Here is a 23,383-nt window from a genome sequence, read left to right on the forward strand (position 1 = left end):
TCAGTCCGTTTCATTATCGTTTCCGTGGCGTTTGATTCCGGGGAGGTTTTCTGGATTCACGCAGGCGCCGTTCAGGAAGACACTGAAATGAAGGTGCACGCCGGTCACCCGTCCGGTGCCGCCAACCCACCCGATCTCATCGCCCCGCTCGACTGTGTCCCCCTCATCTATTGTGATGTGAGAGAGGTGGCAATAGAAGGTATACAGTCCTTTTCCGTGGTCGAGGACGACGGTCTTTCCTGAAATCACCCCTTCATACACCAGGGCCACACGCCCCCGGTTAGAAGCCGGCACCGGCGTGCCCAGGTTCGCGGCGATGTCGATGCCGCCGTGGGGATACTGGACCGTACCGTTTATGGTGCGGCGGGCGCCGAACTCCGTCGAAATACGTCCTTCCGCGGGCCAGAGAAAGGGCTCCTTCCAGAGGCGGTCGGGACTGTTTGTCAATAAAAGGTCTTCAAGAGTTTTATGTTGTTCTTTCAACAAAGCCTTGGTCGCTTCGTCGAACGAAATCCATCCTGAATCCATCGTGAGATTCTGCGTTTTAAAATCCGTCGGGGCCACCGTGATATCGCAGGCGGCCCTCTCTATGGTTCCGCCGGCGTAACATGCGCTGATGGAAAAGGACGTCGTTCCCGTCTCTTCCACCATGTCGATTCCCAGGTACCCGGTAAACGCCCCCGGGTAGTCGCTCTGGAAAAACGGGACGGTTCTGTCCATGAAGGAGCCGGTGACCGAGACGGCGTCCTCTCCGACCCAGACGCCGACGGTGTGAATCTCTCCCTGGTGGACGACATCGGGGCAGTTGATGCGGATGGAGCCGTCGTCGGCCCGGAGCGGTGAGGAGCAGATGATACAAAGAAACACGTAAAGCGATATGAACAGGGATCGTCTGCCGTCATTCATCTGTCAGGGTCCTTTTTTCTACAACGGTAACGAGGCTTCCCCGCATCAGCCGGATATCGGCCCGATCTCCCGGCTGGATGTCTCCCGCATCTCGAAGGATTCGGCCGTCTTCCGTCCTGATGACGATGGCGTATCCCCGTGAGAGCACACCCAGCGGGCTCAGGCGATCCATTGCGGCGGTCAGGGAAAAGAGACGTTCCCTCCTCGTTTGAAGGGACCGGTTTATGGAAAAGGTCATCACATCTGAGATGCGATCGATCTTCTCCCGGGCGTAGGCCAGGGATACGGCGGGACTCCCGAGCGATCGTCTGAGCCGGATGACATCGACCCGGGCGCGTTCTGTGCGTCTTTTCACGGCGTGGATGAGTCTGGTCGCCGCCTCGTCCAGGTCCATTAGTATCTCGTCCGTACGGGGCACCACCATCTGGGCTGCGGCGGTGGGGGTGGCCGCCCGCACGTCCGCGGTCAGGTCGGAGATCGTCACATCGATTTCATGGCCCACGGCGGATATAACGGGGATATCGGAGTTGTATATCGCATCGGCGACGATTTTTGTATTAAAGGCGAGAAGGTCCTCGAAGCTTCCGCCCCCCCTGCCGACGATGATCACATCACTAAGCCCATGGGCGTTGACCGTCTCGATGCCCTCGGCGATTCTTTTCGGGGCGTCTTCCCCCTGGACGAGGCACGGCACCACCACCACGTGGGCGCCCGGCATCCGCTGGTAGATGACGCGAATCATGTCAAACAGCGCCGCACCGGTCGGGGATGTGACCAGGGCGATGGTGGAGGGAAGGGTCGGGATCGGCTTTTTCCTCGATTCGTCGAAATAGCCCGCCTCAAAGAGCTCCCGTTTGAGCTCCTCGAGGGCCGCGGTCACGGCACCCATTCCCACCGGCTCCACCGTCTCGACAATGATCTGGTACTCGCCTCGGGCGGCGTAGACCCCGAGTCTTCCGAAGAGGACTACCTGCCGCCCCTCTTCCAGGAGAGGGGGCGGGCCGCCTGTGGCCTCCAAATCGGGAAACAGTGAATCGTTTCCGGGCCGCCCGCCCCGCTCAGCCGGCGTCTGAAGGAGATCCGATCCCTTTTTCAATCGCGCGGCCTGGTGGCGGAACAGGACCGCCCGAATCTGGGCGGCGTCGTCCTTGAGGGTGAAGTAGATGTGTCCAGAAGAGGGGGTGCGCAGGCCCGAGATCTCTCCCTGTACCCAGACGAAGGGGAATGAGGATTCGAGGATATCGGATATCTCCGAGGTCAGATCGGAAACGTTCCATATCGTATGAATAAGGTTGTCCTGCACGGATAATGCGTCCCCCCTTGACGCTGACTGTCTTCCGATGTATTGTGCCAGTGTAATCCAAAAGGAAGAGTGCCGCAAGGTGAATTTTTTACTTCCGGCGCATCTTATGTCGATTGTTTGATGGTACAACGTATGGGAGGGCGATGGGGTGAAATTCTGGAGTGGTGTCATCGGCGTGGCGGGTGCGCTCCTTATCATTCTTTCAGCTGCGGCATGGGCCGAGAGTCCGTGGTACTGGCTGGATAAAGGGATTGAGTATTCATCACAGGGGAAGTATCGGAAGGCGATCAGGTGTGACACGAAGGCGATAGAGCTCGCTCCCGACTGGGCGTGGGCATATTACTATCGGGCGATTGATTATGCGGATGCGGGCCGCTCCGATGACGCAATCGATGACTACACGAGGGCCGTCACGCTGGACCCGGAATTTCGTGACGCCTATTACAATCGGGGGATCGTCTACGATGAGATGGGGCGCTATGGTGATGCCGTCGATGACTATACAAGGGCCATCGATCTGGATCCGGCGTTTGTCGAGGCGTACAACAACCGGGGACTTATCCGCTTGCAGATGGACGACTATGAGGGCGCCCTGGAGGACGTCGCCCGTGCCGCCAGTCTCGTCGGCACCGACGAGACGCATCACCTTTCCGTCATCCTCGATACCCGGGCGAACATCTACCGGGAGATGGGGAGATATGACGAGGCTATGGCCGATATCGAGCGGGCGATCGCGCTGGAGGAGAATGCCGCCTCGTACTATACCCGCGGCCTGATCTATCGTGACATGGGGGATATGGAGAGGACGGAGGTCGATTTCGAGCGTGCATGCAACGGAGGCGTCACCGAGGCGTGTGCGACCCTGGAGGAGTTGTATAAATAGGATTGTGAAAAAGGAGCGTTGGGAAGCGTAAGGATGCCAAGATGTTTTGTCGTTGTCAGTACGGGGGGAGGGTGGTACAATATGCCGGTGAGGGGGTGGTCTGCTCTCAGTGTGTGGTTCGATTTGTGTATCAAAAAGCTGAAACGGCGTGACGCTGATTTGCCATACATCGGCGTTTTTTTAGCGCCGCGTGCCCGGCGGTCACTGTGGGCGGGGATGGGGTGAGTATGCGGTGTCGCAAGCGCCCAGAGGTCGCCGACATCGGAAATGATGTGCGGTGCATGCCGCAACATCGGTGGTATCGTGAGCGCCAGGGGCACACGCAGCGCGGCACGGACGGGGAGACCGCCTTATCGATAAGATTTCAGAAAACGGTTCTGCATGTATATTCTCGGTATTGATACGTCCTGCGACGACACATCGGCGGCGGTGGTGACGGACGATCTCACGATCAAATCCAACATCGTCTCGTCCCAGCATGAGATTCACGGAAAATTCGGCGGGGTGGTGCCGGAGTTGGCGTCAAGGCGGCATTTGGAAAACATTATCCCCGTCATCGACCACGCCCTGAGGACGGCCGACGTCTCCATCGATGAGATCGACCTCATCGCGGTAACCCGTGGACCGGGTCTCGTGGGATCGCTGGTGGTGGGGGTCTCCGCCGCAAAGGCGATCTGTGAGGCGAGGGGGATTCCCATCATCGGCGTCAATCACATCGAGGGGCACATCACCTCGAGCCTCATGACCGAGCATCCTTTGGAATTTCCCTTCGTGTGCCTCGTGGTGTCCGGGGGACACACCAACCTCTACCTGGCCGAATCCACCGGCACGTATCGATTGGTGGGCCGGACACGGGACGACGCCGCGGGGGAGGCATTCGACAAGGTGGCGAAGCTTTTGAATTTGGGATATCCCGGCGGACGCCCCATTGAGGAGAAGGCAAGAGAATACACGGGCGAGACGCTATCCTTCCCCCGGGCGTACCTGGAAAAAGACTCGTTTGATTTCTCATTTTCCGGCGTCAAGACGGCGGTGAGGAATTATATCAAGAAAAAGGCACGGATTTCGGACATTGATGTGGCCCGGATCGCCCACGGCTTCCAGGAGGCGGTGGTTGAGGTGCTGGTGGATAAGACGATTCGCCTCGCGGAGGAACACGGCGTTGACGCCGTGACACTGACCGGGGGTGTTGCGGCGAACGGCAGGCTGAGGGAGGAGATGGAAAAACAGGCGGTCCGCAACGGCATGCGCGTCGTCGCCCCGCCGATCAAACTGTGCACCGATAACGCCGCCATGATCGCCGCCGTGGGTGTCCTGAGGCGGGCCGAGGCGAAGGAGCACGATCTCTTCATGAACGCGATTTCCCGATGGAAACTATGACCAGAACGAATTCCTCAAAAGACCTCACTCCCGAATCAGTGAGAGGGGGGAAGGAAGAAAAGCGGCCGCTCTTTGAAAAGGGAGACAGCTTTCGCACCCTCCTGAAGAAGGCGTTTCTTTCCGACGACAGCCCCCGGCAGATAGCTCTGGGCGCCGCTATCGGGATGTTCGTCGCCTGCTCGCCCTTTATCGGGCTCCAGGCGTGGATCGCCCTTCCCATCGCCCTGGGAGTGCGGGCGAATAGATTGTCGACCCTCGGGTTCACACTCCTGGCCAATCCCTTCACCATGCCGATACTCTATACCGCAGAAGGACTTCTGGGAGGATATATCCTCGGCATCTCTCATCCCCTGCCGTCCGGGGGATTCTCGAATCTGTCCGGCTTTCTCGCCCTGGGAACGGATATCCTCCTTGCCGTCCTGGCGGGGTTTGTCATTATCGGCGCAGTCAGCGCCGTCATTACCTACGTGGTGACTCTGAATATCGCCGTCGTCATGAAGAGAAAGAAAAAATCGAGGCGGGTCGATGACGAAGACGTCTGATGTCCTGACCGCACTGGGCGCCTCCCCGTACCACGGGAGGGGGCAGCACTTCCTGACCAATAGGAATATCGCCCAGCGCATCGTGGACATCACGGCGCCGGGACCGGAGAGTGTGGTGGTGGAAATCGGACCGGGGACCGGCGCCTTGACGGATCTGCTCACGGAACGGGCGGGCCGGGTGATCGCCATCGAGTCCGACCGAAAGCTCGCCTGTTACCTGACCGACGCCTTTCGGGACAGGGCCGAGATCGTCTTCGGCGACGCCCTGTCGTTTGATTACCGGGAGCTGGGAAAGGGGATCGGCGCTTCCTTCCTGGTGGTGGCGAATCTCCCCTATAATATTTCGACGGAGCTGATATTCAGGCTCCTCGACGTCCGGGAGCATGTCGAAAGGATGGTCCTGATGCTCCAGAAGGAGGTGGCCCAAAGGCTCGTGGCGAAACCGGGGACGAAGGAGTACGGGGTGCTGACGGTGTTGGTGACGATGCTGTGTGACGTGTCCACGGCCCTTTCCGTGGGACCGGGGAATTTCCACCCAAGGCCGAAGGTCGACTCCCGGGTCGTCGTGTTCGATATGCTCCGTGAATCACGGGTACCCGTCAAAGATATGCAGCTGTTCCGGCGGGTGGTTCGTGCGTCCTTCGGAACCAGGAGAAAGACCCTTCGCAATGCCCTTAGGTCCCTCTCGGATATCATCGAACGGGATGCGCTTTCAGAAATCGAGGGGATAACCGGACTGGATTTCACGAGAAGGGGGGAGACGCTGACCATCGGCGAATTCGCGATTATCGCCGATACCCTGCATGACATCCTGCACCCGGATGCTCCTGATCAGTCATGATCCGTCGGGGGAAGAAAGCGGATACCGTATGGTGGGAGGCGTGCCGGCCGGGGTTCTGGGGATGGATGAAGGACTCACCACTGTCGTTGTGAAATCTGTCCGGGGATGTGCTTATTTTTTTTCCTTGATGACGACCCGGGCAAAACCACCGACAAGCTTCTCGAATTCGACGGCGTCGTTTCTCTCCCCCACGATTTCCCCCCAGTGCATGGGAACGGCGCTCACGGCGTTCATGAGCTTCACAGCCCGGGCGGCCTCGGAGGCGCTCATGGTGTAGGTGCCGCCCACCGGGACAAGGGCAACGTCAGGCCCGATTCCCTCCATCTCAGGTATAACGTCTGTATCTCCGGTGTGGTAGATCTTGTTCCCGCCCATGGTGAGGACGTATCCGACCCACCGATTTTCCTTCGGATGAAACGACTTGTTCGTATTGTACGCGGCGACGGCCGATACCCGGACACCCTTGACATCCAGGGTTTTGCCGGGCGCCGCACGAACCACATCGATATCGCCGGGGACATCCGCATCCCCGGTGATAACCAGTGTGGTGTCGGGGCCGGTGATTTTCTTGATATCCTCGGGGGAGTAGTGATCGTAATGGGTATGGGTGACGAGGATAAGGTCGGCGGTGGGGCCGTCGGAAAGATGAAAGGGGTCGAAATAGACGGTGATGTCTCCGTCGATGCGAAACGCCGCATGGCCGAGCCAGGATATGGTATCCATGATATCGTTCATGACGTAGATATCTCCCGTAATGTTCCGATGAAATGAGTCTCCTTTTTTACAAAATACTATGCCGATACGGTCGTGTCAAGGGTCTTCCATGACGTCGTGAAGGAAAGGCGTGTGTGGGAGAAAAGGGGGAATGAGGGAGACGAAATCGTTGCATATATATTCCATTGAAATAAACATATGTTGATATTTATGTGTGTCGAGTCGCAGATTTCTTTTTTATATCTTGACACTTACTGGTGATTGTGATACTGTTTTTAGCATAAAATATTAAAAAAAGTATAGTATTTGCAATGTTCTTCAGGATGAAGGAAAGACCGTTCAAGAAGTCCTGTCGGGCGGCAATGTAATGCATTTGGGCCGATGGAAACGAACCGTTTTCGGTCATGAATGCATCATTTAGTCAATATTCGCTTACATTACACATTTTGTAAAACGTTGATGACCCCGGAACAGGGAGAGATGTGCTTCATCGCGGAAGACATTTTCAGGATTCAAACAGGAATCTTGTTATTATTTTCTCGGTGGCTGATATCTTCTTCGCCCTCCAGGCTCAATACCTGGTGGAGATAATCCAGGTATCCGCCGTAGAGCCGGAGATGGCCGATGATAATTTTGTCGGATCGGTTAATCTCAGGGGATGGTCGATACCGGTATTCAATTTTCGAAAATTCATGCAACTAAGTGACGACATCACTGTTTCACCAGAGAATACGGCATTACTCAGTATGCTCGTGCTGAGAGGCGATCCGGGTGAATCAAAAAAGATACCATGGATAGGCATAGAAGCGGATCATATCTCCGGTGTTGTGGATGAAACGGAATGTCCACAGTTCGGAATGCCGGATAAAGTCAAGGACGAGCAAAGCGACGTATACAAGGGAATTTTGTTACGCGAAGATACGGTGATTTACCTCCTCAATATCCCCTGGTTGGTTGATACGTTTTCGCCTTTACAATGATAGAATACTCCCCCGGATTATATGGGATTACTGGACGGAAACATTGAGAGGCAATATTTTGTCTTTACCCTGGGGTCAAGATATTTCGGTCTATCAATATCCCATGTACGAAAGGTTATTTCAGTGGAGAGGCTGTTTCATGCGCCTCTGCTGAAAGAGTATTACCTTGGTTTTTTTATTCACGAAGATGCTCCCGTACCGCTTATCAGCATCAAGAAGCGTCTTGGTTTGGGAGGAGAAGATATCGGGAAAATGTCGGTGTTGATCACCATCGGATCTGAGACGTTCGGTCTTTCAATCGACGGGAATTATCAGGTTGTAGAGATTGAAAACGAACCGGAGCCGATACCCGAAAAATTTACCGGAGCGGTAAGAAAATACTTCATCGGACGCGGCGCAATGAATGAAATGAAATTTATAATCCTCAATGTTGAAGCATTGATGTAGTATCGATTTGTTTTATGAGTATGGGTATTTTTTTATCGAAACCGAAGTTAAAGAAAAAACGGTAACACACTATGTCAAAAAAGATTCTTTTGGCGGACGACAGTGTCACCATACAAAAAGTCGTCAGCATCACTCTCGCCCATGAAGACATCGACCTGACGATTGTCGATAACGGCGCGGAAGCGTTTGCAAAGGCACAGCAGATACAGCCTGATATTATTCTGCTTGACGTCGTTATGCCCGACAAGGATGGATATCAGGTGTGTGAAAAGATAAAGCAGATGCCGGAACTTTCCCATATCCCGATTATCCTCCTGACCGGGACGTTTGAACCCTTTGATGAAGAAAAGGCGGAACAGGTCGGAGCGAATGATTACCTCAAGAAACCCTTTGAGTCCCACGCCCTTATCAATAAAATAAAGGAAATGTCGTTCAAGGGTGCCGGAACTCCCGCCGCATCGCCTGTGCGGCCGGAACATGGTGCACCTGGCGCTGCGGGAGATTCATCAGGTTTTATCATGGGTGGTGAGATGGAGATCGGATCGGACGCGGCGATCCCTCCTCAACCCAAAGTGGAAAAGTCCGGATTTGAAACACCCCGGGAATCAGCCCCGGAGATGCAGACACCAAAGGAAGCGCCCGTACAGAGAGGACAGTCAGAGGATATCTGGTCCGTCGAGGAATTTGAAGATATCGCAGGACCCGCTCAAAAGAGTGAGGATTTCACTCCGGTCCAGGAGGAGTCGGATCCCTGGGGAGATGTGACGATTGAAACCGATTCCGTCCCTGAAGGATTTGATATCGGATCGGATTATGCAGAAGCAACACCGCAATCGCGGGATGCCGGAGAGCCTTCCCGGACGGGTGAGAGTGCACGGATGGATTCGAGCGGCTTTGAACTTGGTGAAGAAATATCCGAAGACGAGCTGTCGCAGTTTCTGGATGAAGAGGGGCTTGACATCGACGGGGGGGATGAAGCGACACCCGAGTTTGTCGCGGCTCCGCTTTCTGAGGGAGAAGTCGGAGCGGATACATCCTTTGATGAGATCGAGTTGGTAGAGGGAGAGCGATCGGTCATTAGTGACGATTTCAATATGGCGGATTTCGAAGAACCGTCATTGGATACGGCGATGTCTGAAGAAAGAGACGGCGTATTCCAGTTGAGTGACGATGATATGGAAATCCCCCTGGAAGATGTGGAGGATATCAGCCTCGGAGACGGGATGGATATTTCGGCGAACTTTGATGATGATTTTTCCAGTGAGGCTGAAATTCAGGTATCAGGAGATTTCGATGATGTGTCGGTCGAAGACACAGGCTCGGACGATGACTCCTTATCTCTCGATGACGTGGAGATACCGCCGGAATTCATGGAGGATATTTCCGAAGAAGAGCCGGATCTCGACCGGCGGGAAACGCCGGAATCCGCTTTCGAGATGGATGTGACAGAACCGTTTGAGCCGGAAACGAGAACGATTTTCGATGAAGTTGAAATGCCCGAAACATCCGGCAACGATGACATGTTCATTCCGGACGACTCCACAGATACTGATTTCCTCTGGGAAAACAATTCTCAAGGAGATGCGTCGAATCAGTTTACGGATGATATCGATGTCGACACCGCCGAGATTGATACATCCTTTTCAGAGAGAAGCGAAGAATTTGAAAGTCAGCACCGTTTCGAGTCGACTCGAATGCCTGAAAGGCTTCAAGATGATTCGGAATTCGACATTCAGGAGGAAACGGCGAACGTCGATGAGCAGATTATAACACGGGCCATGGAGGAGGTAAGCTCCAGGGTGGCGGGCTCGATGCCCGGAGGTTTGGGCGGGGCCGAGCCGGGTACCGAAGAATATGACCAGGCGGTGAACAAAATCGCCCGTGAGATCATTGAAAAGGTCGCATGGGAGGTGGTTCCCGAGCTGGCGGAGGTGCTGATAAAGGAAGAGATAAAGCGGCTTAAGGGAGAAAAGGGTTAATCGCCTTTTCATAGCGCACTAAAAAAACAGGGGAACACATATTCCCCTGATTTTTTTACATAGCGGACGACATACGAGATCACAGAATGTGGAGATGAGCGGACAGAAAATGAAGGAATCTACCGGATTGGACAGGGGATACGACCCCCGGGACATTGAAGACAAGTGGTATTCCGAGTGGGAAAAACAAGAAGTCTTTCGGGCCGATAATACATCCACGGCATCACATTATTCAATCGTCATTCCGCCCCCAAACGTGACCGGTTCACTGCACATGGGGCACGCATTGAATAATACCCTCCAGGATATTCTTATTCGATATCACAGGATGCAGGGAAAAAATACATTATGGATGCCCGGCACCGATCACGCCGGCATCGCCACTCAGAACGTGGTGGAAAAAGAACTGGCCGGCGAAGGGAAAACAAGGCACGATCTGGGAAGGGATGCGTTCATCGAAAGGGTGTGGGAGTGGCGAAAACAGTACGGCGGCGTAATCATCAATCAGCTCAAGAAGCTCGGCGCGTCGTGCGACTGGAGCCGAGAGCGCTTTACCATGGACGAGGGGCTCTCTCGGGCGGTCAGGCTGGTATTCGTGAGCCTGTACGAAAAGGGACTCCTCTACCGGGACGACCGTATCATCAACTGGTGTCCCCGGTGTCACACGGCCCTGGCCGACCTTGAGGTCGAGCACGAGGACAGCGCCGGAAGTCTCTACTATATCCGGTACCCGGTGAAGGGTGATCCGAGTGATTTCGTCACCGTGGCGACGACCCGTCCCGAGACTATGTTCGGGGATACGGCGGTTGCGGTGAATCCGGACGACCCAAGATACACACGTCTCAAGGGAAAAACAGTCATCCTCCCGATCATCGAGAGGGAGCTGCCCGTCATATTCGACCCCTACGTCAGCACCGAATTCGGCACCGGCGCCCTGAAGATAACCCCCGCCCATGATCCGAACGACTTCGAGATCGGCAACGATCACGAGCTCGAGCGGGTGGTGGTCATAAACGAGGACGGCACCATGAACGCCGACGCCGGTCCCTATGAGGGGCTCGACCGGTACGAGGCGAGGGAGCAGGTGCTTGAAGACCTGAAGGAACAGGGACTCCTTGAGAAGATCGAGGCCTACACGGTACCACAGGGGCACTGCTATCGATGCCGCACGGTCATCGAGCCGTTGCTCTCCAAGCAGTGGTTCGTGAACGCGGAAGTTCTGGCCGAGGAGGCGATCAGTGCCGTGGAGGACGGCAGGACGCGCATCGTTCCCGTCCAGTGGGAAAAGACATATTTCGAGTGGATGAGAAACATCAGGCCCTGGTGCGTTTCCCGGCAGATATGGTGGGGACACCAGATACCCGCATGGTATTGCGACGAGTGCGGCGAGGTGATCGTAGCCATGGAGGAGCCGACCGACTGCACCGCCTGCAAGGCGAGCTCCCTCACCAGAGAAACCGACGTCCTGGATACCTGGTTCAGCTCGGCGCTCTGGCCTTTTTCGACCCTGGGGTGGCCGGATGAGACAAAAGACCTGGCGACCTACTACCCCACGTCGTGTCTCGTCACCGGCTTCGATATCCTCTTTTTCTGGGTGGCCCGGATGATGATGATGGGCCTCTTCTGCATGAAGGAGGTCCCATTCACGGACGTCTACATTCACGCCCTCGTCAGGGACGAGCACGGCCAGAAGATGAGCAAGTCCAAGGGGAACATCATCGATCCCCTGGAGGTTATTGACAAGTTCGGTGCAGACGCCTTTCGGTTCGCACTGACGGCCTTCGCGGCCATGGGACGGGACGTCAGGCTGAGCGAGGGGCGAATCGAGGGATATCGATTCTTCGTCAATAAGCTCTGGAATGCGGCGCGGTTCGTCATGATGAATACGGGTGACGACTACCGTCCGGACTTCGATTTTGCGAAGCGTGAGTTGTCCCTGTCGGACCGGTGGATACTGGAGCGAACGGCCCAGGTCACGGAAGAGGTGCGCCGGGCGCTGGATACGTATGAATTCAACGCCGCCGCGGGGGCGGCATATCAATTCGTCTGGCATGAATTCTGTGACTGGTACCTTGAGCTGAGCAAGATCTATCTCGGGTCCGAGACTCCGGAGGATAAGAAACGGAGTCAGGATGTCTTGATGTTCGTGCTCGATACGATCGTCCGGCTCCTGCACCCGATCATCCCGTTCGTGACCGAGGAGATATTTCAGGCCATCCCCAAATCTGCGGGAAGCATCGTGAAGGCGGAGTATCCCGATGCCTCCGGAATGCCGAGATTCCCGGACGCCGTCGATGAGTTCGACCGCGTACAGAGCCTCATTACCGGCATACGGAACATTCGGGGCGAAATGAATATCCACCCGAAGAAGATGCTTTCGGCCATTGTGTCCTCACCGGACGCCGCGGTGCTCGACGGATTGCAGGACAATACCACGTATATCAAGACGCTGGCGGGCGTTGACTCCATCGAGTTCGGGGTGGATCTTCCCCAACCCGGCGCATCGGCCACCGTCGTGACCGGTCCTCTGACGGTATACGTTCCTTTGATAGGGGTCATCGATTTTGATGAGGAAAAGGCCCGCCTTGAAAAGGAACTCTCAAAAGTCACGGACGATCTATCCCGTGTGAGGAATAAGCTCTCCACCGAGAAATTCATCACGAAGGCTCCGGCTGAGGTGGTCCAAAAGGAGCGGGACAAGGAATCCACCCTCGTCTCGAAACAGGAGCGACTCACCGAAAGTATCGACCGGGTTGCGGAATATATCGGAAAATAGAAACGGCCGACGGCCCGCATCATGTGGATAGAAAAATATGGAGCTCACGGCGCATACACGGGCACTCATAGAACTGGCCCTCATGGAGGACATGAGCGGCGGCGACATCACCACCCGGGCGACGATCACCGATGACCATGGGTCGAGGGCGGTGGTCACCGCCAAGGAAGATATCGTGCTGGCGGGGATTGAGGTATTCAAAGCCGTTTTTAAACAGCTGGGGGGGGATGTTCTGTGCACCGAAAAAGTCACAGACGGGGATTTCATCTCCGGCGGGATGGCGGTTATGGAGGTGGAGGGGTCGACGGCGACGCTTCTCGGTGGCGAGCGGACGGCCCTGAATTTTCTCATGAGGCTCTCCGGCATTGCGACCCTCACACGGAGATGCGTGGATTCAATCGCGGGCACGGGAGCGACGGTGGTGGATACCAGGAAGACCACACCCGGTTGGAGATATCTGGAAAAATACGCCGTGAGGATGGGAGGGGGACGGAATCATAGGTATTCCCTGTCGGACGGCGTGCTCATCAAGGACAATCATATTACCGCGTCGGGCGGGATAACAGAGGCGGTCAATCGGGCGAAAAAAACCGCTCCCCATACCTCGCGAATAGAGGTGGAGGTATCGACCACGGAACAGATAACCGAAGCGCTGAATGTCGGTGCGGATATTCTGCTTCTGGATAATATGACGCCCGATGAGATCGCCGATGCCGTAACACTCATAGACGGACGGGCGTTGATCGAGGCGTCGGGCGGAATCACCCTCGAAAACATCAGGAAATATGCCGAGGCGGGGGTTGATTTCATATCATTGGGGGCGCTGACACACGGCGCTCGATCCGTTGATATCAATATGAAGATCGTGGCCGTATGAACGAGGACCTTCCCTTTTTCATAAAATCAAGGCTCAAAACGCGTATAGTCGGGAGCGAGGTCGTCTATTATCGGGAGACCGATTCCACGAACGATGATGCCGTGCAATTTGCGTCCCGGGGCGTTGAAGAGGGTTGGGTGATTATCGCCGGAAATCAGCGATCCGGTAAGGGGAGGCGGGGGAAAACGTGGAACGCCCCGGGGGGGCAGAACGTGTATCTCTCACTGATTCTTCGCCCCCGGATATCGACGAAACGGGCATCGCTGTTGACGATCCTTGCGGCCCTGGCGGTTGCCGAAGTCCTGGGAGAATATATCTTAAAGGACAGTGGACAGGTCTCCATAAAATGGCCGAATGATGTGATGATCGGCGATAAAAAAATATCCGGTATTCTCCTGGAGATGGGAAAGGATAAAAACAACGCATTGTTTTACGTTATCGGAATCGGCATTAATATAAACGCCCGCATTCAGGATATGCCGGAGGCGATACGAAATATCGCCACGTCCCTCTACATGGAACTCGGATACGCGGTTTCAGTGAAGGATGTTCTTTTTAAGCTTCTGTACCGCCTCGATTACTGGTATCGTTTGTATTGCGGACAGAGGTTCGATGAGATCATCGCCCGGTTTCGGACATATGAAAACACCACCGGAAAACGGGTCAGTGTGATGGTAGCGGGAAACATCATCGAGGGGGAGGCCATCGGCGTAGATGATAACGGATTCTTGCATGTACGGGACGATTACGGCAAGGTGCACATATCGACTTCAGGTGAGCTGACTATTGAGGATGAATAATATGCTGTTAGTGCTGGATATAGGAAATACCAATACCGTCGTCGGTGTGTATGACGGTGAAGATCTGGTCAGTGACTGGCGTGTTATGACGCTTCCCGAGCGGACGGCGGATGAATACGGAGTCCTGGTCCAGAGTCTCTACCATTCTTCCAGAATAAGCTCGAGGGATATCAAGGACATCATCGTTTCATGCGTGGTGCCGCCGATGGTCGGGATAGTAGATGAACTGTGCGAAAAGTATTTTCATCTGCATCCCATGTTCGTTGAGCCGGGAATCAAGACCGGTATGCCGGTTCTCTACGACAATCCCCGGGAGGTGGGCGCGGATCGCATCGTCAACTCGGTTGCGGCGTATCGAAGGTGTCAAAGGGATCTGATAGTGGTTGATTTCGGTACGGCAACGACGTTCGATTATGTCAGCGCCAAGGGAGAATACCTCGGTGGAATTATTGCACCGGGTTTGACCACATCCAGCGAGGCGCTTTTCTCCCGGGCCAGCAAGCTGCCGAAGGTCGAGCTCGTCAGACCAAAGACGGTTATCGGAAAGAATACGATTCACAGCATGCAAGCCGGAATCGTTTTCGGGTATGTTGATATGGTTGATGGTATCATTCAACGCATCAAGGATGAGACCGGCAGCGATCCATATGTCATCGCCACAGGGGGGCTTGCGGACCTGATAGCAAATGAATCGAAAATGATCCAGGAGGTGGATCATTACCTGACGCTGGAGGGTCTCAAGGAACTGTACAAGATGAACAAGGCGTAGAGCAAACAGTACGGGCATCCGGTAATTGTCCGGAAAATGTACGAGATGTCAAACTATCCTTGATTTTTTCCATCTGCATATATAAGATAAGTAAAATTTTTGCGCGAAGGAGCATGGTGTATGAAATTTGAAAGTGCAGATATTAGAAATGTTGCGTTTGTCGGTCATTCAGGATGCGGAAAGACAAGCCTGGCCGAGGCGATACTGTTTGACACCAAGGCCATAGACCGACTGGGGAAGGTGGACGACGGAAACAGCGCAATGGACTTCGATCCGGAGGAAACCAATAGAAATATATCGATCAGTTCGGCTTTATTCGATTTTGAATGGAAGAAAAAGAAAATAAACCTGATCGACACGCCCGGTGACGCGGACTTCAACACAGACGCACAGATATGCCTTTCGGTGGCGGACAACGCCGTGATCATCGTCGACGCTGTGAGCGGTATTGAAATCCAGACGGAAAGGATGTGGAAGAAGGCCGAGGAGCTGGGAATCCCGAAAATTGTTTTCATTTCCAAGCTGGATCGAGAGCGGGCGGATTTCACCAGGGCGCTTGATGCATTGAAGGCAGGCTTCAAGGGAAGTTTTGCACCGATCACCTTTCCGGTAGGGAAGGAGACGGACTTTAAAGGCGTCGTGGATATTTTCGCCAACAAGGCGTTGATATATGCCGATGATCACTCCGGGAACTACGAAACAGTCGATATCCCGGGAGATATCGCATCGACCGTCGAGGAGATGAGAAACGAGATGATCGAATCCATCGCCGAGTCGGACGATGAGTTGTTGGAGAAATATCTCGATGGAGGTGAGCTGACTCCCGAAGAGCTTGCAAATGGAATGAAAAGCGGTGTGATGAACGGAACCGTTATCCCGGTATTTTGCGGGTCCGGGCTGAAGAACATCGGCGCACAGCCGCTGGTTGATTTTCTGGCCCAGGCGGGCATATCACCCCTGGAGCGGCCGGAGATAACCGCCACGGACAAATCCGGAAATGCCATAACGGTACATCCCGATCCGGACGGCCCCCTGGCCGCCCAGGTGTTCAAGACCATCGCCGATCCGTATGCGGGAAAGCTCTCTATCTTTCGCGTGTTTTCAGGGTCCATGAAGGCGGACTCGAACCTGGTAAATAACACAAAAGATATCAAGGAGCGTGTGGGGCAGCTTCTCCACATCAGGGGCAAGGGGCAGAACCCCACGAACATCGCACCCACGGGAGACATCGCAGCGGTGGCAAAACTGAAAGAGACCGTCACGGGCGACACGCTTGCCGACCCGAACAACGATGTCATATTCCCCCAATTTGAGATGCCGACGAGGATCATGTCGTTCGCTCTTGTTCCCAAGAGTAAGGGCGATGAGGACAAGGTGATGACCTCCATCCACCGATTGATGGAAGAAGACCCCACAGTCAAGATCCACAGGGACGAGCAGACAAAGCAGCTGTTGCTGTCGGGTATGGGCCAGGTGCACCTTGAGGTGATCATCGCAAAGCTGAAGAGCAAGTTCGGCGTCGAGGTGGACCTTTTTCTCCCAAAGGTGCCGTATAAGGAAACCATCAAAGGAAAGGCCAGGGTTCAGGGACGGTACAAAAAGCAGACGGGAGGTCGGGGACAGTTCGGCGATACTTGGATGGAAATCGAGCCGCTTCCCAGGGGAGGGGGGTTCGAATTCGTCGATAAGATCGTCGGCGGCGTCATCCCGAGACAGTACATCCCCGCCTGCCAGAAGGGCATCGAGGAAGCCATGCTGGGAGGCGTCATGGCCGGGTATCCGGTGGTGGATGTGAAGGTGGATTTGGTAGACGGCTCATACCATGCGGTCGACTCTTCAGAAATGGCGTTTAAGATAGCCGCGTCCATGGGATTTAAAAAGGGCTTCATGGACTGTAATCCGGTTATGCTGGAACCGATCATGAAGATGGAAATAATCGTTCCGGAAGAGAACGTGGGTGATGTCATGGGAGATCTCAACAGCCGCCGGGGCCGGGTGGCGGGCGTGGACGTAAGGGACGGCATCCAGGTCATCAAGGCGCTCGTTCCCATGGTGGAAGTACTGACATATGCGCCGGACCTCAGGTCCATATCCAGCGGCAGGGGGACGTTTTCCATGGAACTGGATCACTATGAGGAGGTTCCCGCCCACCTTGTCGATAAGATCATCCAGGAGGCTGAAGAGGAAAAGAACGACTAACGGCATTCCCTGGGATTGAATCGAAGGCTTCCTGTCGCTCGCATGATGGTGTATAATTCGATAGTATACTTCGGCACCGTTATGTTTGAAGAGGTGTGCGGGTGAGAACGTTGTCGTGGCGATAACGTGAACATCGGTGGGGGTGGGAGAAGGCGATGGCGTTGTTGAATGCGGTTTCAAAGAACATACACCTACAAGCGAAAGAAAGTTTTTTCGCCGAGTGGGCGGAGCGGAGAACCGCTGCGGTTGATGGTATGCCGGGAAACAGGCGGCATATAGAGACGCGGCGGTTTTTTCATTTCACACGATCTTTTCTGTTTCTGGTCTCTGCCTTTCTGCTGTTATCCGGATGTGAATCGGATCATACACCGAGCGAAAAACCTGAGGGGCATCTTGTTATAACCGACGACGAAATCCTTCTTACCCTGCCGCGGGAATCGACCGAGGAGCCGTATTCCACCGTATCCTCGGCACCGATAGATGAGAATACCTTTTATGATTCGCTTTCCGATATTGGAGTCGAGAACGGGGTTCTTTCGGATGATGATTCCACATTAAAAGACGGGGATGATGGCGGCGTGACGACGAACGAATCCCCCGATGATCGGGCGCTTTTTTCACTGCAGGTCGGGGCATTCATCTTCGATCGAAACCTGGAAAAACAGGCCGAAGAACTGGAGGAGCACGGGTTTACCCACTACGTGGATGAAACGGAGAGGGTGGTGTTGATGTTTTGTCCGATCGTATCCCGTGGACTTTCCAGGGACGGCGCGGAATCGTTCATGGAGCGATTTCCCACGGACGTCGTCGATCCGGTGATGATTCCGATGGAAAAAGGGGCGTTTGACGTCACTGCGGGGCTTTTTTATTATAGGGAGGATGCGGATGTGATCGCCGGACGCCTGAAGGATTTTGGCTATGATCCGACGATCGAAGAGAGAACGGTGGAAGTGGTGATAAAGCGATTGCGGATCGGGTATTATGAAGAAATCGAACATGCAAAAAGTGATTCCCGGCTTTTGGAAAAACTGGGCTATGAGCCGATTATCGTGAAAGTAGAGAAGTGAAAATCAAACTCTCAAAGGAAGCGCTGAAATTCGTTCAACCGAACTCTCCCAGACAGGTCAAGCTCATGGCGGCCTCGGGATCGATCCCGCTCAATCCGAAAGAGCTCGTCGTGGTGCTGTATGTATTGTGCACCGACAAGGATGTGGAGATCAAAAAAAAGGCGATTCAGACACTCAGAACATTCTCAAAAAAGCTGATCGTCAATGTAATGGATGACAATCTTCATCCGGGCATTATAGATTTTCTTGTTCGATATCATGTAGACAGCCGCTCCTTCTATGAGAAGGCCGTTTTCAATAAAAACACGTCGGAAAAAACCATTTTGTTTCTGGCTTCGCTTACCGATCGCGACCTGTTGGAGCTGATCATCTCCAACCAGGAACGGTTACTGCAATCAAGGCTTCTGTATGACACACTTATCAAGAATGAGGCGGTTTCCGGCGCACTGAGGAGCAAATTAGTGGAGCTGGTGGAGGGACGGTATGTCGCAGACTCCCAGGTGGAAAAAATGCCTGTGGAAATCGAGCGTCAAAAAACGGAAGATGACACGGAAGACGAGTCGGAGGATCTGGCCGACCGGGAGACGGAAGAGACTCCGAAAGAGGGCGAGGACGAGGAAAGTCAAGAAGGGGACGATGCCGATCTCAACCTTGACCAGAAAATCAGAAAGATGTCCGTGGCGGAAAGAATCAGATACGCCTCTCTCGGGAACAAGGAGGCACGTACTCTTCTTTTGAGAGATGCCAGCAGGACGGTCATTAGAGCGGTTATGAACAGCCCGAAGCTGACAGAGGAGGAGGTCATTGCGATCGCCAAATCGAAACAGAGCAATGATGAAGCCGTACGAATGGTAACCAGAAATAAGGAATGGATGAAGATATACGCGGTGAAACACGGGCTTGTGAGCAACCCGAAAACACCAACGGGCATCGCAATGAGGCTTATTCCATATTTGAACGTAAAAGATATAAAAGAGATTGCGAAGAGCAAGAACGTACCGGGCGTTATAGCAAATACGGCGAAAAAGGCGTTGCAGAGCAAGGAAAAGAAACACTAACAAAGGATGGCGGAGAATGGCACTGATTAACTATGCAAATAAAGAGATAAACGCCAAGATTGTCTATTATGGTCCCGGGCTTTCGGGAAAGACGACGAACATTCAGTTTATCCATTCAAAGCTGAAACCGGAACATCGTGGAAAGCTGATCACTCTGCCCACTCAGACCGACAGGACGCTCTTTTTCGATTTTTTGCCGGTTGAAATACCGAACGTCAAGGGATTTACCACACGGTTCCACTTGTATACGGTTCCGGGACAGGTTTTCTATAACGCCACCAGGAAGATGGTTCTCAAGGGTGTCGACGGTGTGGTATTCGTCGCCGATTCCCAGGTCGAGAAATTGGACGATAACATCGAGAGCCTCAAGAACCTCGATGAGAACCTCCAGGAATACGGCAAGTCCATCAAGGCTCTTCCCCTCGTTATTCAGTACAACAAACGGGACCTGAAAAACATCAGCAAGATCATCGATTTGACGAAACAAATCAATCCATTGGGATATCCTTCCTTCGAAGCGATCGCGACAGAGGGAAAGGGAGTGATGGAAACCCTGGCCGCCATTTCACGTCAAGTACTCAAGCATCTGAAAGAATCCTACGACTCTCAGAAAATTCTGCGCATGTCCGAAGAACATGCAAAGATTATCGGGAAGGAGAAAGCACAACAAGTTGTCACGGAAGAGGTGGGGCAGGCGGATCGGTCATCCGTCATGCTTGGCGGCGGTGGATTGACAAATGGTATTGATATTAATAAAGTGAACTCAGTTATCGATGATCGGATAGACAGGAAGGACGATCAGCTTGGGGTGATGGGGGAATTCGATAACAACAACGATTCGACCGCCGGTGCTGCTTCAGATTCGGCGCCGGCTCCCGGCGGGGCGGCGGCCGAGACGGCCACCCCGCAACCGGGCGACTTCAAAACCCCAAGGGAGGCTGAACATGTCGAGTTGGTTCTTGGGGGAGAGATAGAGCGGATGGGTGTCAGTACATTCAAAATACCATTGACATTTCAGGTCGATGCCATAAAAAAAGACATCGTATTGAACATTTCCGTTCAAATTACCGACAGTGAAAAGGACCGGGACATCTTTTAATCCCGGCCCCAATATCTTTTTCTGACATATTGATACAAAAACTCCACGTTTAAAAAAGGGTGTTTCAATCGGATACCCTTTTTTTATATCTGGCACCTGGATTGTTTCACCGGCACATGACAGCTCATGGATGGATGAATCATTCATGAATCAGCCTATATCAGCGTCAAGTCGGTGACGGTCAGGTCCATTTCAGCATGCCTTCTTATTACGAAGTCTCCTGCTTATCTGTGTCCGGTTTCTTTTTGGGCGTGGTGGTTTTCTTGGGGGTGGTGCTCTTCTTGGGAGCAGTGGATGTTTTCGGCGCTTCCTTCGGCTCCGGCTGATCGCTCATGTGTTCCTTGATACTGCTGATCTCCTTTTCGATGGCGTCGACCTCGGCCTTGTATCCCTTTATCTCTTCGATCGCCGCTTTCACATCCGGATCAGTCAGGATCGCGGTTTCCTTTCCATCCTCGATGTGTTCGTAGACGAGTCCGCCGAGCTTGGTAAATCCCTGGTGAACCTTTCGCTGAATGGTCGACAGGTCGATTTTCTTTCTCAGTATCTTGCCCTGGCTCTCAACCTGTTTGCTGAGTTTTCCCAGTTCATCCTTGAGCACCCCAAATCCCTCGACGGCGTTTGTCTTGATGTCCTCCCACAGTTCATTGATTTCACTCATATCTCATATGCTCCTATTGAAAATGGTTACTACATAACAGACGGTCGGCGAAACGAGCGACCGTGTTCATACCGTGTTAATTAATATAAGCACCGGGCACATTATTTTCAAGAAGGTGAAAAGATCCGCGCAATGCGTACTTCCATATTATCCCGATGTGTGCCCGGCCATAGTATCTTTTTGCATTCGGGACACCGGGTAAATTCGGTGTGAACGCCGGAGACATACTCCGGCACAAGATCCGCCACATCATCCCGATTCACTGTTTCGACCGGTCGATTGCAGTCGATGCACCGGGTAAAGGAGCATCGGTTTTCATATATCGGCAGCAGAAGGTTGAGAAGTCGCAGCTGATCCTCCCAGAGATTCTGATCGAGAAAAACCACCGGGCGCCCCCTGAACGTGTGACGTCTGACGATATAAATGCGTTCATCCGGATCGGAGAGATCATCGACGGTGACCGATGTATCGTCGATGTCGTTCAGGATGACCGGATAGAGAGAATCGTATCCCATAATCCGGAGCCACTTCGCCAGCTTTCCTAGGGGGGGCGACACGGAAAACTTCATCGATTGTCTCTTTTAAATGTACCGTCACCAGGGAGGGCGCCGTCCTCGATGGCCGTGGAAATCAGTGATTCCGCCCGCTCAACCATGGAGAGGGGCACGGCGAATCGCTGTTCGGGGAAATGGTCGATGGTCAGGGGGTAGGGGGTGATCCGCTGGTCTCTGAGGATATACGGAATATTGTTTTTAGACAGGATATCTTCGATGAGATCCGCCTCGAAATCGTTGTACGCGAGGTATATTTCTTCATAACTCTCCATGGTTCATATTGTACCGTGAACCGGAATGTTTGACAAGACAAATAACCCGCCCAGGTGTGTGGACACGAACAAGCGGCATATATTATACGTATCCTGAGAAGAACGAATATCTCCGACATTGACGTAAGTGGAGAAGATGATTATAATAATAACATTACAATAGGGATATTATTATAACCCTCAACCTGAAACACCGGCACATTCTCGGAGAAAGCACATATAAGAGATGGACGGAACAAAGCTTCATGTGACACATGCAAAGCCGGAATCCGGCACAGCACAGATCATTGACACTCTGATCGAAAATGTCGAGTCGGTAATATTCGGAAAAACCGACGTCATTCGACGCGCCGTCACAACACTCATCGCGGGCGGGCATTTGCTCATCGAGGATATCCCCGGTGTTGGGAAGTCCACCCTCGCCCATACGTTGGCACGATCTGTCGGAGGGAGTTTTCGCAGGATACAATTCACCTCGGATATGCTGCCGTCGGACATCATCGGCATATCGGTGTTCAAAAAGGAGAGTGACTCGTTCGAGTTCGTTCCCGGGCCGATATTCGCCAACTTCGTGCTTGCCGATGAGATCAACAGGACATCGCCCAGGACACAGAGCGCCCTTCTGGAGGCGATGAACGACGCGCAAGTCTCGATCGAAAACACCACACACAGGCTGCCCCGACCGTTCATGATCCTCGCCACCCAGAACCCCCTGGAATCCCATGGCACCTACCCGCTCCCGGAGTCCCAGCTGGATCGCTTCATGATGAGCGTCACCATAGGCTATCCGAATACAAGCGATGAGATGAGGGCGGTTGTTTCCCAGGGACGTGAGACCGGTGTGGATGATATACAGCCTGTCATGAATACGACGGAGCTGGAGGTTCTCCAACGGCAGGTGGACCGGATACACATCCATGAGGATGTCCTTGATTACCTGATGCGAATGGTCAACGCCTCACGACTGTCACGGCACATTCGCCTCGGTGTGTCGACTCGGGGGGCGATCTTCCTCAAACGAGCCGCACAGGCGTCGGCCCTCATGAACGGGCGGTCATACGTGACGCCCGGAGACGTCAAGGAGCTGGTTAAACCGGTATTCACCCATCGTGTGATTCTCGCGTCAAATTCGCTATCCGAGAGAGACCGCATCGTGGAGACATCCCACGTGCTTGACGATATCATTGAATCCCAGAACGCTCCCTATTGACGATCCGTTCGTGAAATACATCGAAGAGACCTCGTTTCACGGAACAGGGAACGGATCGGCGGGGAG

The 23,383-nt window shown here is 53.7% G+C and carries 22 protein-coding genes; 16 read left to right on the top strand and 6 right to left on the bottom strand.

The genetic code is table 11. The annotated features are described in order from the left end of the window. Complete coding sequence (locus JW885_06535) at positions 1-906, bottom strand: M23 family metallopeptidase (GenBank protein ID MBN1881814.1); 906 nt, start codon at positions 904-906, stop codon at positions 1-3. Further along, positions 899-2,209 (bottom strand): exodeoxyribonuclease VII large subunit, encoded by a 1,311-nt coding sequence (xseA, locus tag JW885_06540; GenBank protein ID MBN1881815.1) that lies wholly within the window; start codon positions 2,207-2,209, stop codon positions 899-901. The genes JW885_06535 and xseA overlap by 8 nt, the downstream gene beginning before the upstream one ends. Positions 2,210-2,357: 148 nt before the next feature. On the opposite strand from xseA, the gene JW885_06545 reads away from it, so the two are divergent. From JW885_06545 to rsmA, 4 genes are all read left to right on the top strand, one after another. Continuing rightward, complete coding sequence (locus JW885_06545) at positions 2,358-3,092, top strand: tetratricopeptide repeat protein (protein ID MBN1881816.1); 735 nt, start codon at positions 2,358-2,360, stop codon at positions 3,090-3,092. 381 nt (positions 3,093-3,473) lie between these two features. Further along, positions 3,474-4,472, top strand: coding sequence for a tRNA (adenosine(37)-N6)-threonylcarbamoyltransferase complex transferase subunit TsaD (gene tsaD / locus JW885_06550; GenBank protein ID MBN1881817.1), 999 nt, complete (start codon positions 3,474-3,476; stop codon positions 4,470-4,472). Further along, positions 4,469-5,014: a DUF2062 domain-containing protein gene (locus JW885_06555; protein ID MBN1881818.1), complete on the top strand. Its 546-nt coding sequence runs from the start codon at positions 4,469-4,471 to the stop codon at positions 5,012-5,014. Before tsaD ends, JW885_06555 begins: the two co-directional genes overlap by 4 nt. Further along, complete coding sequence (rsmA, locus tag JW885_06560) at positions 4,998-5,855, top strand: ribosomal RNA small subunit methyltransferase A (protein ID MBN1881819.1); 858 nt, start codon at positions 4,998-5,000, stop codon at positions 5,853-5,855. The genes JW885_06555 and rsmA overlap by 17 nt, the downstream gene beginning before the upstream one ends. Positions 5,856-5,966: 111 nt before the next feature. Here the strand turns inward: rsmA and JW885_06565 are convergent, their stop codons facing one another. Continuing rightward, positions 5,967-6,590, bottom strand: a complete 624-nt coding sequence (locus tag JW885_06565; protein ID MBN1881820.1) for an MBL fold metallo-hydrolase — start codon at positions 6,588-6,590, stop codon at positions 5,967-5,969. A 461-nt stretch (positions 6,591-7,051) separates the two neighbouring features. Here JW885_06565 and JW885_06570 point away from each other — a divergent pair, with 461 nt between their 5' ends. The 11 genes from JW885_06570 to JW885_06620 all read left to right on the top strand — a co-directional run bounded on the left by JW885_06570 (position 7,052) and on the right by JW885_06620 (position 20,620). After that, on the top strand, positions 7,052-7,549 hold the full coding sequence (locus JW885_06570) for a chemotaxis protein CheW (protein ID MBN1881821.1): 498 nt from the start codon (positions 7,052-7,054) through the stop codon (positions 7,547-7,549). Positions 7,550-7,570: 21 nt separating this feature from the next. Then, positions 7,571-7,996, top strand: coding sequence for a chemotaxis protein CheW (locus JW885_06575; protein MBN1881822.1), 426 nt, complete (start codon positions 7,571-7,573; stop codon positions 7,994-7,996). A gap of 71 nt (positions 7,997-8,067) precedes the next feature. Beyond that, entirely contained in the window at positions 8,068-9,975 is a 1,908-nt protein-coding gene (locus JW885_06580) for a response regulator (GenBank protein ID MBN1881823.1), read from the top strand. A gap of 109 nt (positions 9,976-10,084) precedes the next feature. Next, entirely contained in the window at positions 10,085-12,751 is a 2,667-nt protein-coding gene (locus JW885_06585) for a valine--tRNA ligase (GenBank protein MBN1881824.1), read from the top strand. Positions 12,752-12,788: 37 nt separating this feature from the next. Continuing rightward, entirely contained in the window at positions 12,789-13,628 is an 840-nt protein-coding gene (gene nadC / locus JW885_06590) for a carboxylating nicotinate-nucleotide diphosphorylase (GenBank protein ID MBN1881825.1), read from the top strand. After that, positions 13,625-14,428: a biotin--[acetyl-CoA-carboxylase] ligase gene (locus tag JW885_06595; GenBank protein ID MBN1881826.1), complete on the top strand. Its 804-nt coding sequence runs from the start codon at positions 13,625-13,627 to the stop codon at positions 14,426-14,428. The genes nadC and JW885_06595 overlap by 4 nt, the downstream gene beginning before the upstream one ends. A 1-nt stretch (position 14,429) precedes the next feature. Next, positions 14,430-15,197, top strand: coding sequence for a type III pantothenate kinase (locus JW885_06600; protein ID MBN1881827.1), 768 nt, complete (start codon positions 14,430-14,432; stop codon positions 15,195-15,197). A 120-nt stretch (positions 15,198-15,317) separates the two neighbouring features. Then, the gene (gene fusA, locus JW885_06605; GenBank protein ID MBN1881828.1) at positions 15,318-17,396 is read left to right on the top strand and encodes an elongation factor G; all 2,079 of its coding nucleotides are present in this window, start codon (positions 15,318-15,320) and stop codon (positions 17,394-17,396) included. Positions 17,397-17,551: 155 nt separating this feature from the next. Further along, positions 17,552-18,463, top strand: coding sequence for an SPOR domain-containing protein (locus JW885_06610; protein ID MBN1881829.1), 912 nt, complete (start codon positions 17,552-17,554; stop codon positions 18,461-18,463). Beyond that, a complete protein-coding gene (locus tag JW885_06615) occupies positions 18,460-19,521 on the top strand; it encodes a hypothetical protein (GenBank protein MBN1881830.1) in 1,062 nt (353 codons plus the stop codon). The genes JW885_06610 and JW885_06615 overlap by 4 nt, the downstream gene beginning before the upstream one ends. 16 nt (positions 19,522-19,537) lie before the next feature. Then, complete coding sequence (locus JW885_06620) at positions 19,538-20,620, top strand: hypothetical protein (protein MBN1881831.1); 1,083 nt, start codon at positions 19,538-19,540, stop codon at positions 20,618-20,620. Between the two features lie 208 nt (positions 20,621-20,828). Here JW885_06620 and JW885_06625 read toward each other — a convergent pair whose 3' ends face one another. The 3 genes from JW885_06625 to JW885_06635 form a co-directional block, all read right to left on the bottom strand. Beyond that, entirely contained in the window at positions 20,829-21,281 is a 453-nt protein-coding gene (locus JW885_06625) for a hypothetical protein (protein ID MBN1881832.1), read from the bottom strand. Between the two features lie 107 nt (positions 21,282-21,388). Then, entirely contained in the window at positions 21,389-21,850 is a 462-nt protein-coding gene (locus JW885_06630) for a hypothetical protein (GenBank protein ID MBN1881833.1), read from the bottom strand. Then, the gene (locus JW885_06635) at positions 21,847-22,107 is read right to left on the bottom strand and encodes a hypothetical protein (GenBank protein ID MBN1881834.1); all 261 of its coding nucleotides are present in this window, start codon (positions 22,105-22,107) and stop codon (positions 21,847-21,849) included. The genes JW885_06630 and JW885_06635 overlap by 4 nt, the downstream gene beginning before the upstream one ends. 226 nt (positions 22,108-22,333) lie before the next feature. Here JW885_06635 and JW885_06640 point away from each other — a divergent pair, with 226 nt between their 5' ends. Further along, positions 22,334-23,317, top strand: coding sequence for a MoxR family ATPase (locus JW885_06640; GenBank protein MBN1881835.1), 984 nt, complete (start codon positions 22,334-22,336; stop codon positions 23,315-23,317). Positions 23,318-23,383 lie beyond the last annotated feature (66 nt).

This window comes from Candidatus Zymogenaceae bacterium, assembly GCA_016931225.1.
Classification (GTDB): domain Bacteria; phylum Desulfobacterota; class Zymogenia; order Zymogenales; family Zymogenaceae; genus JAFGFE01.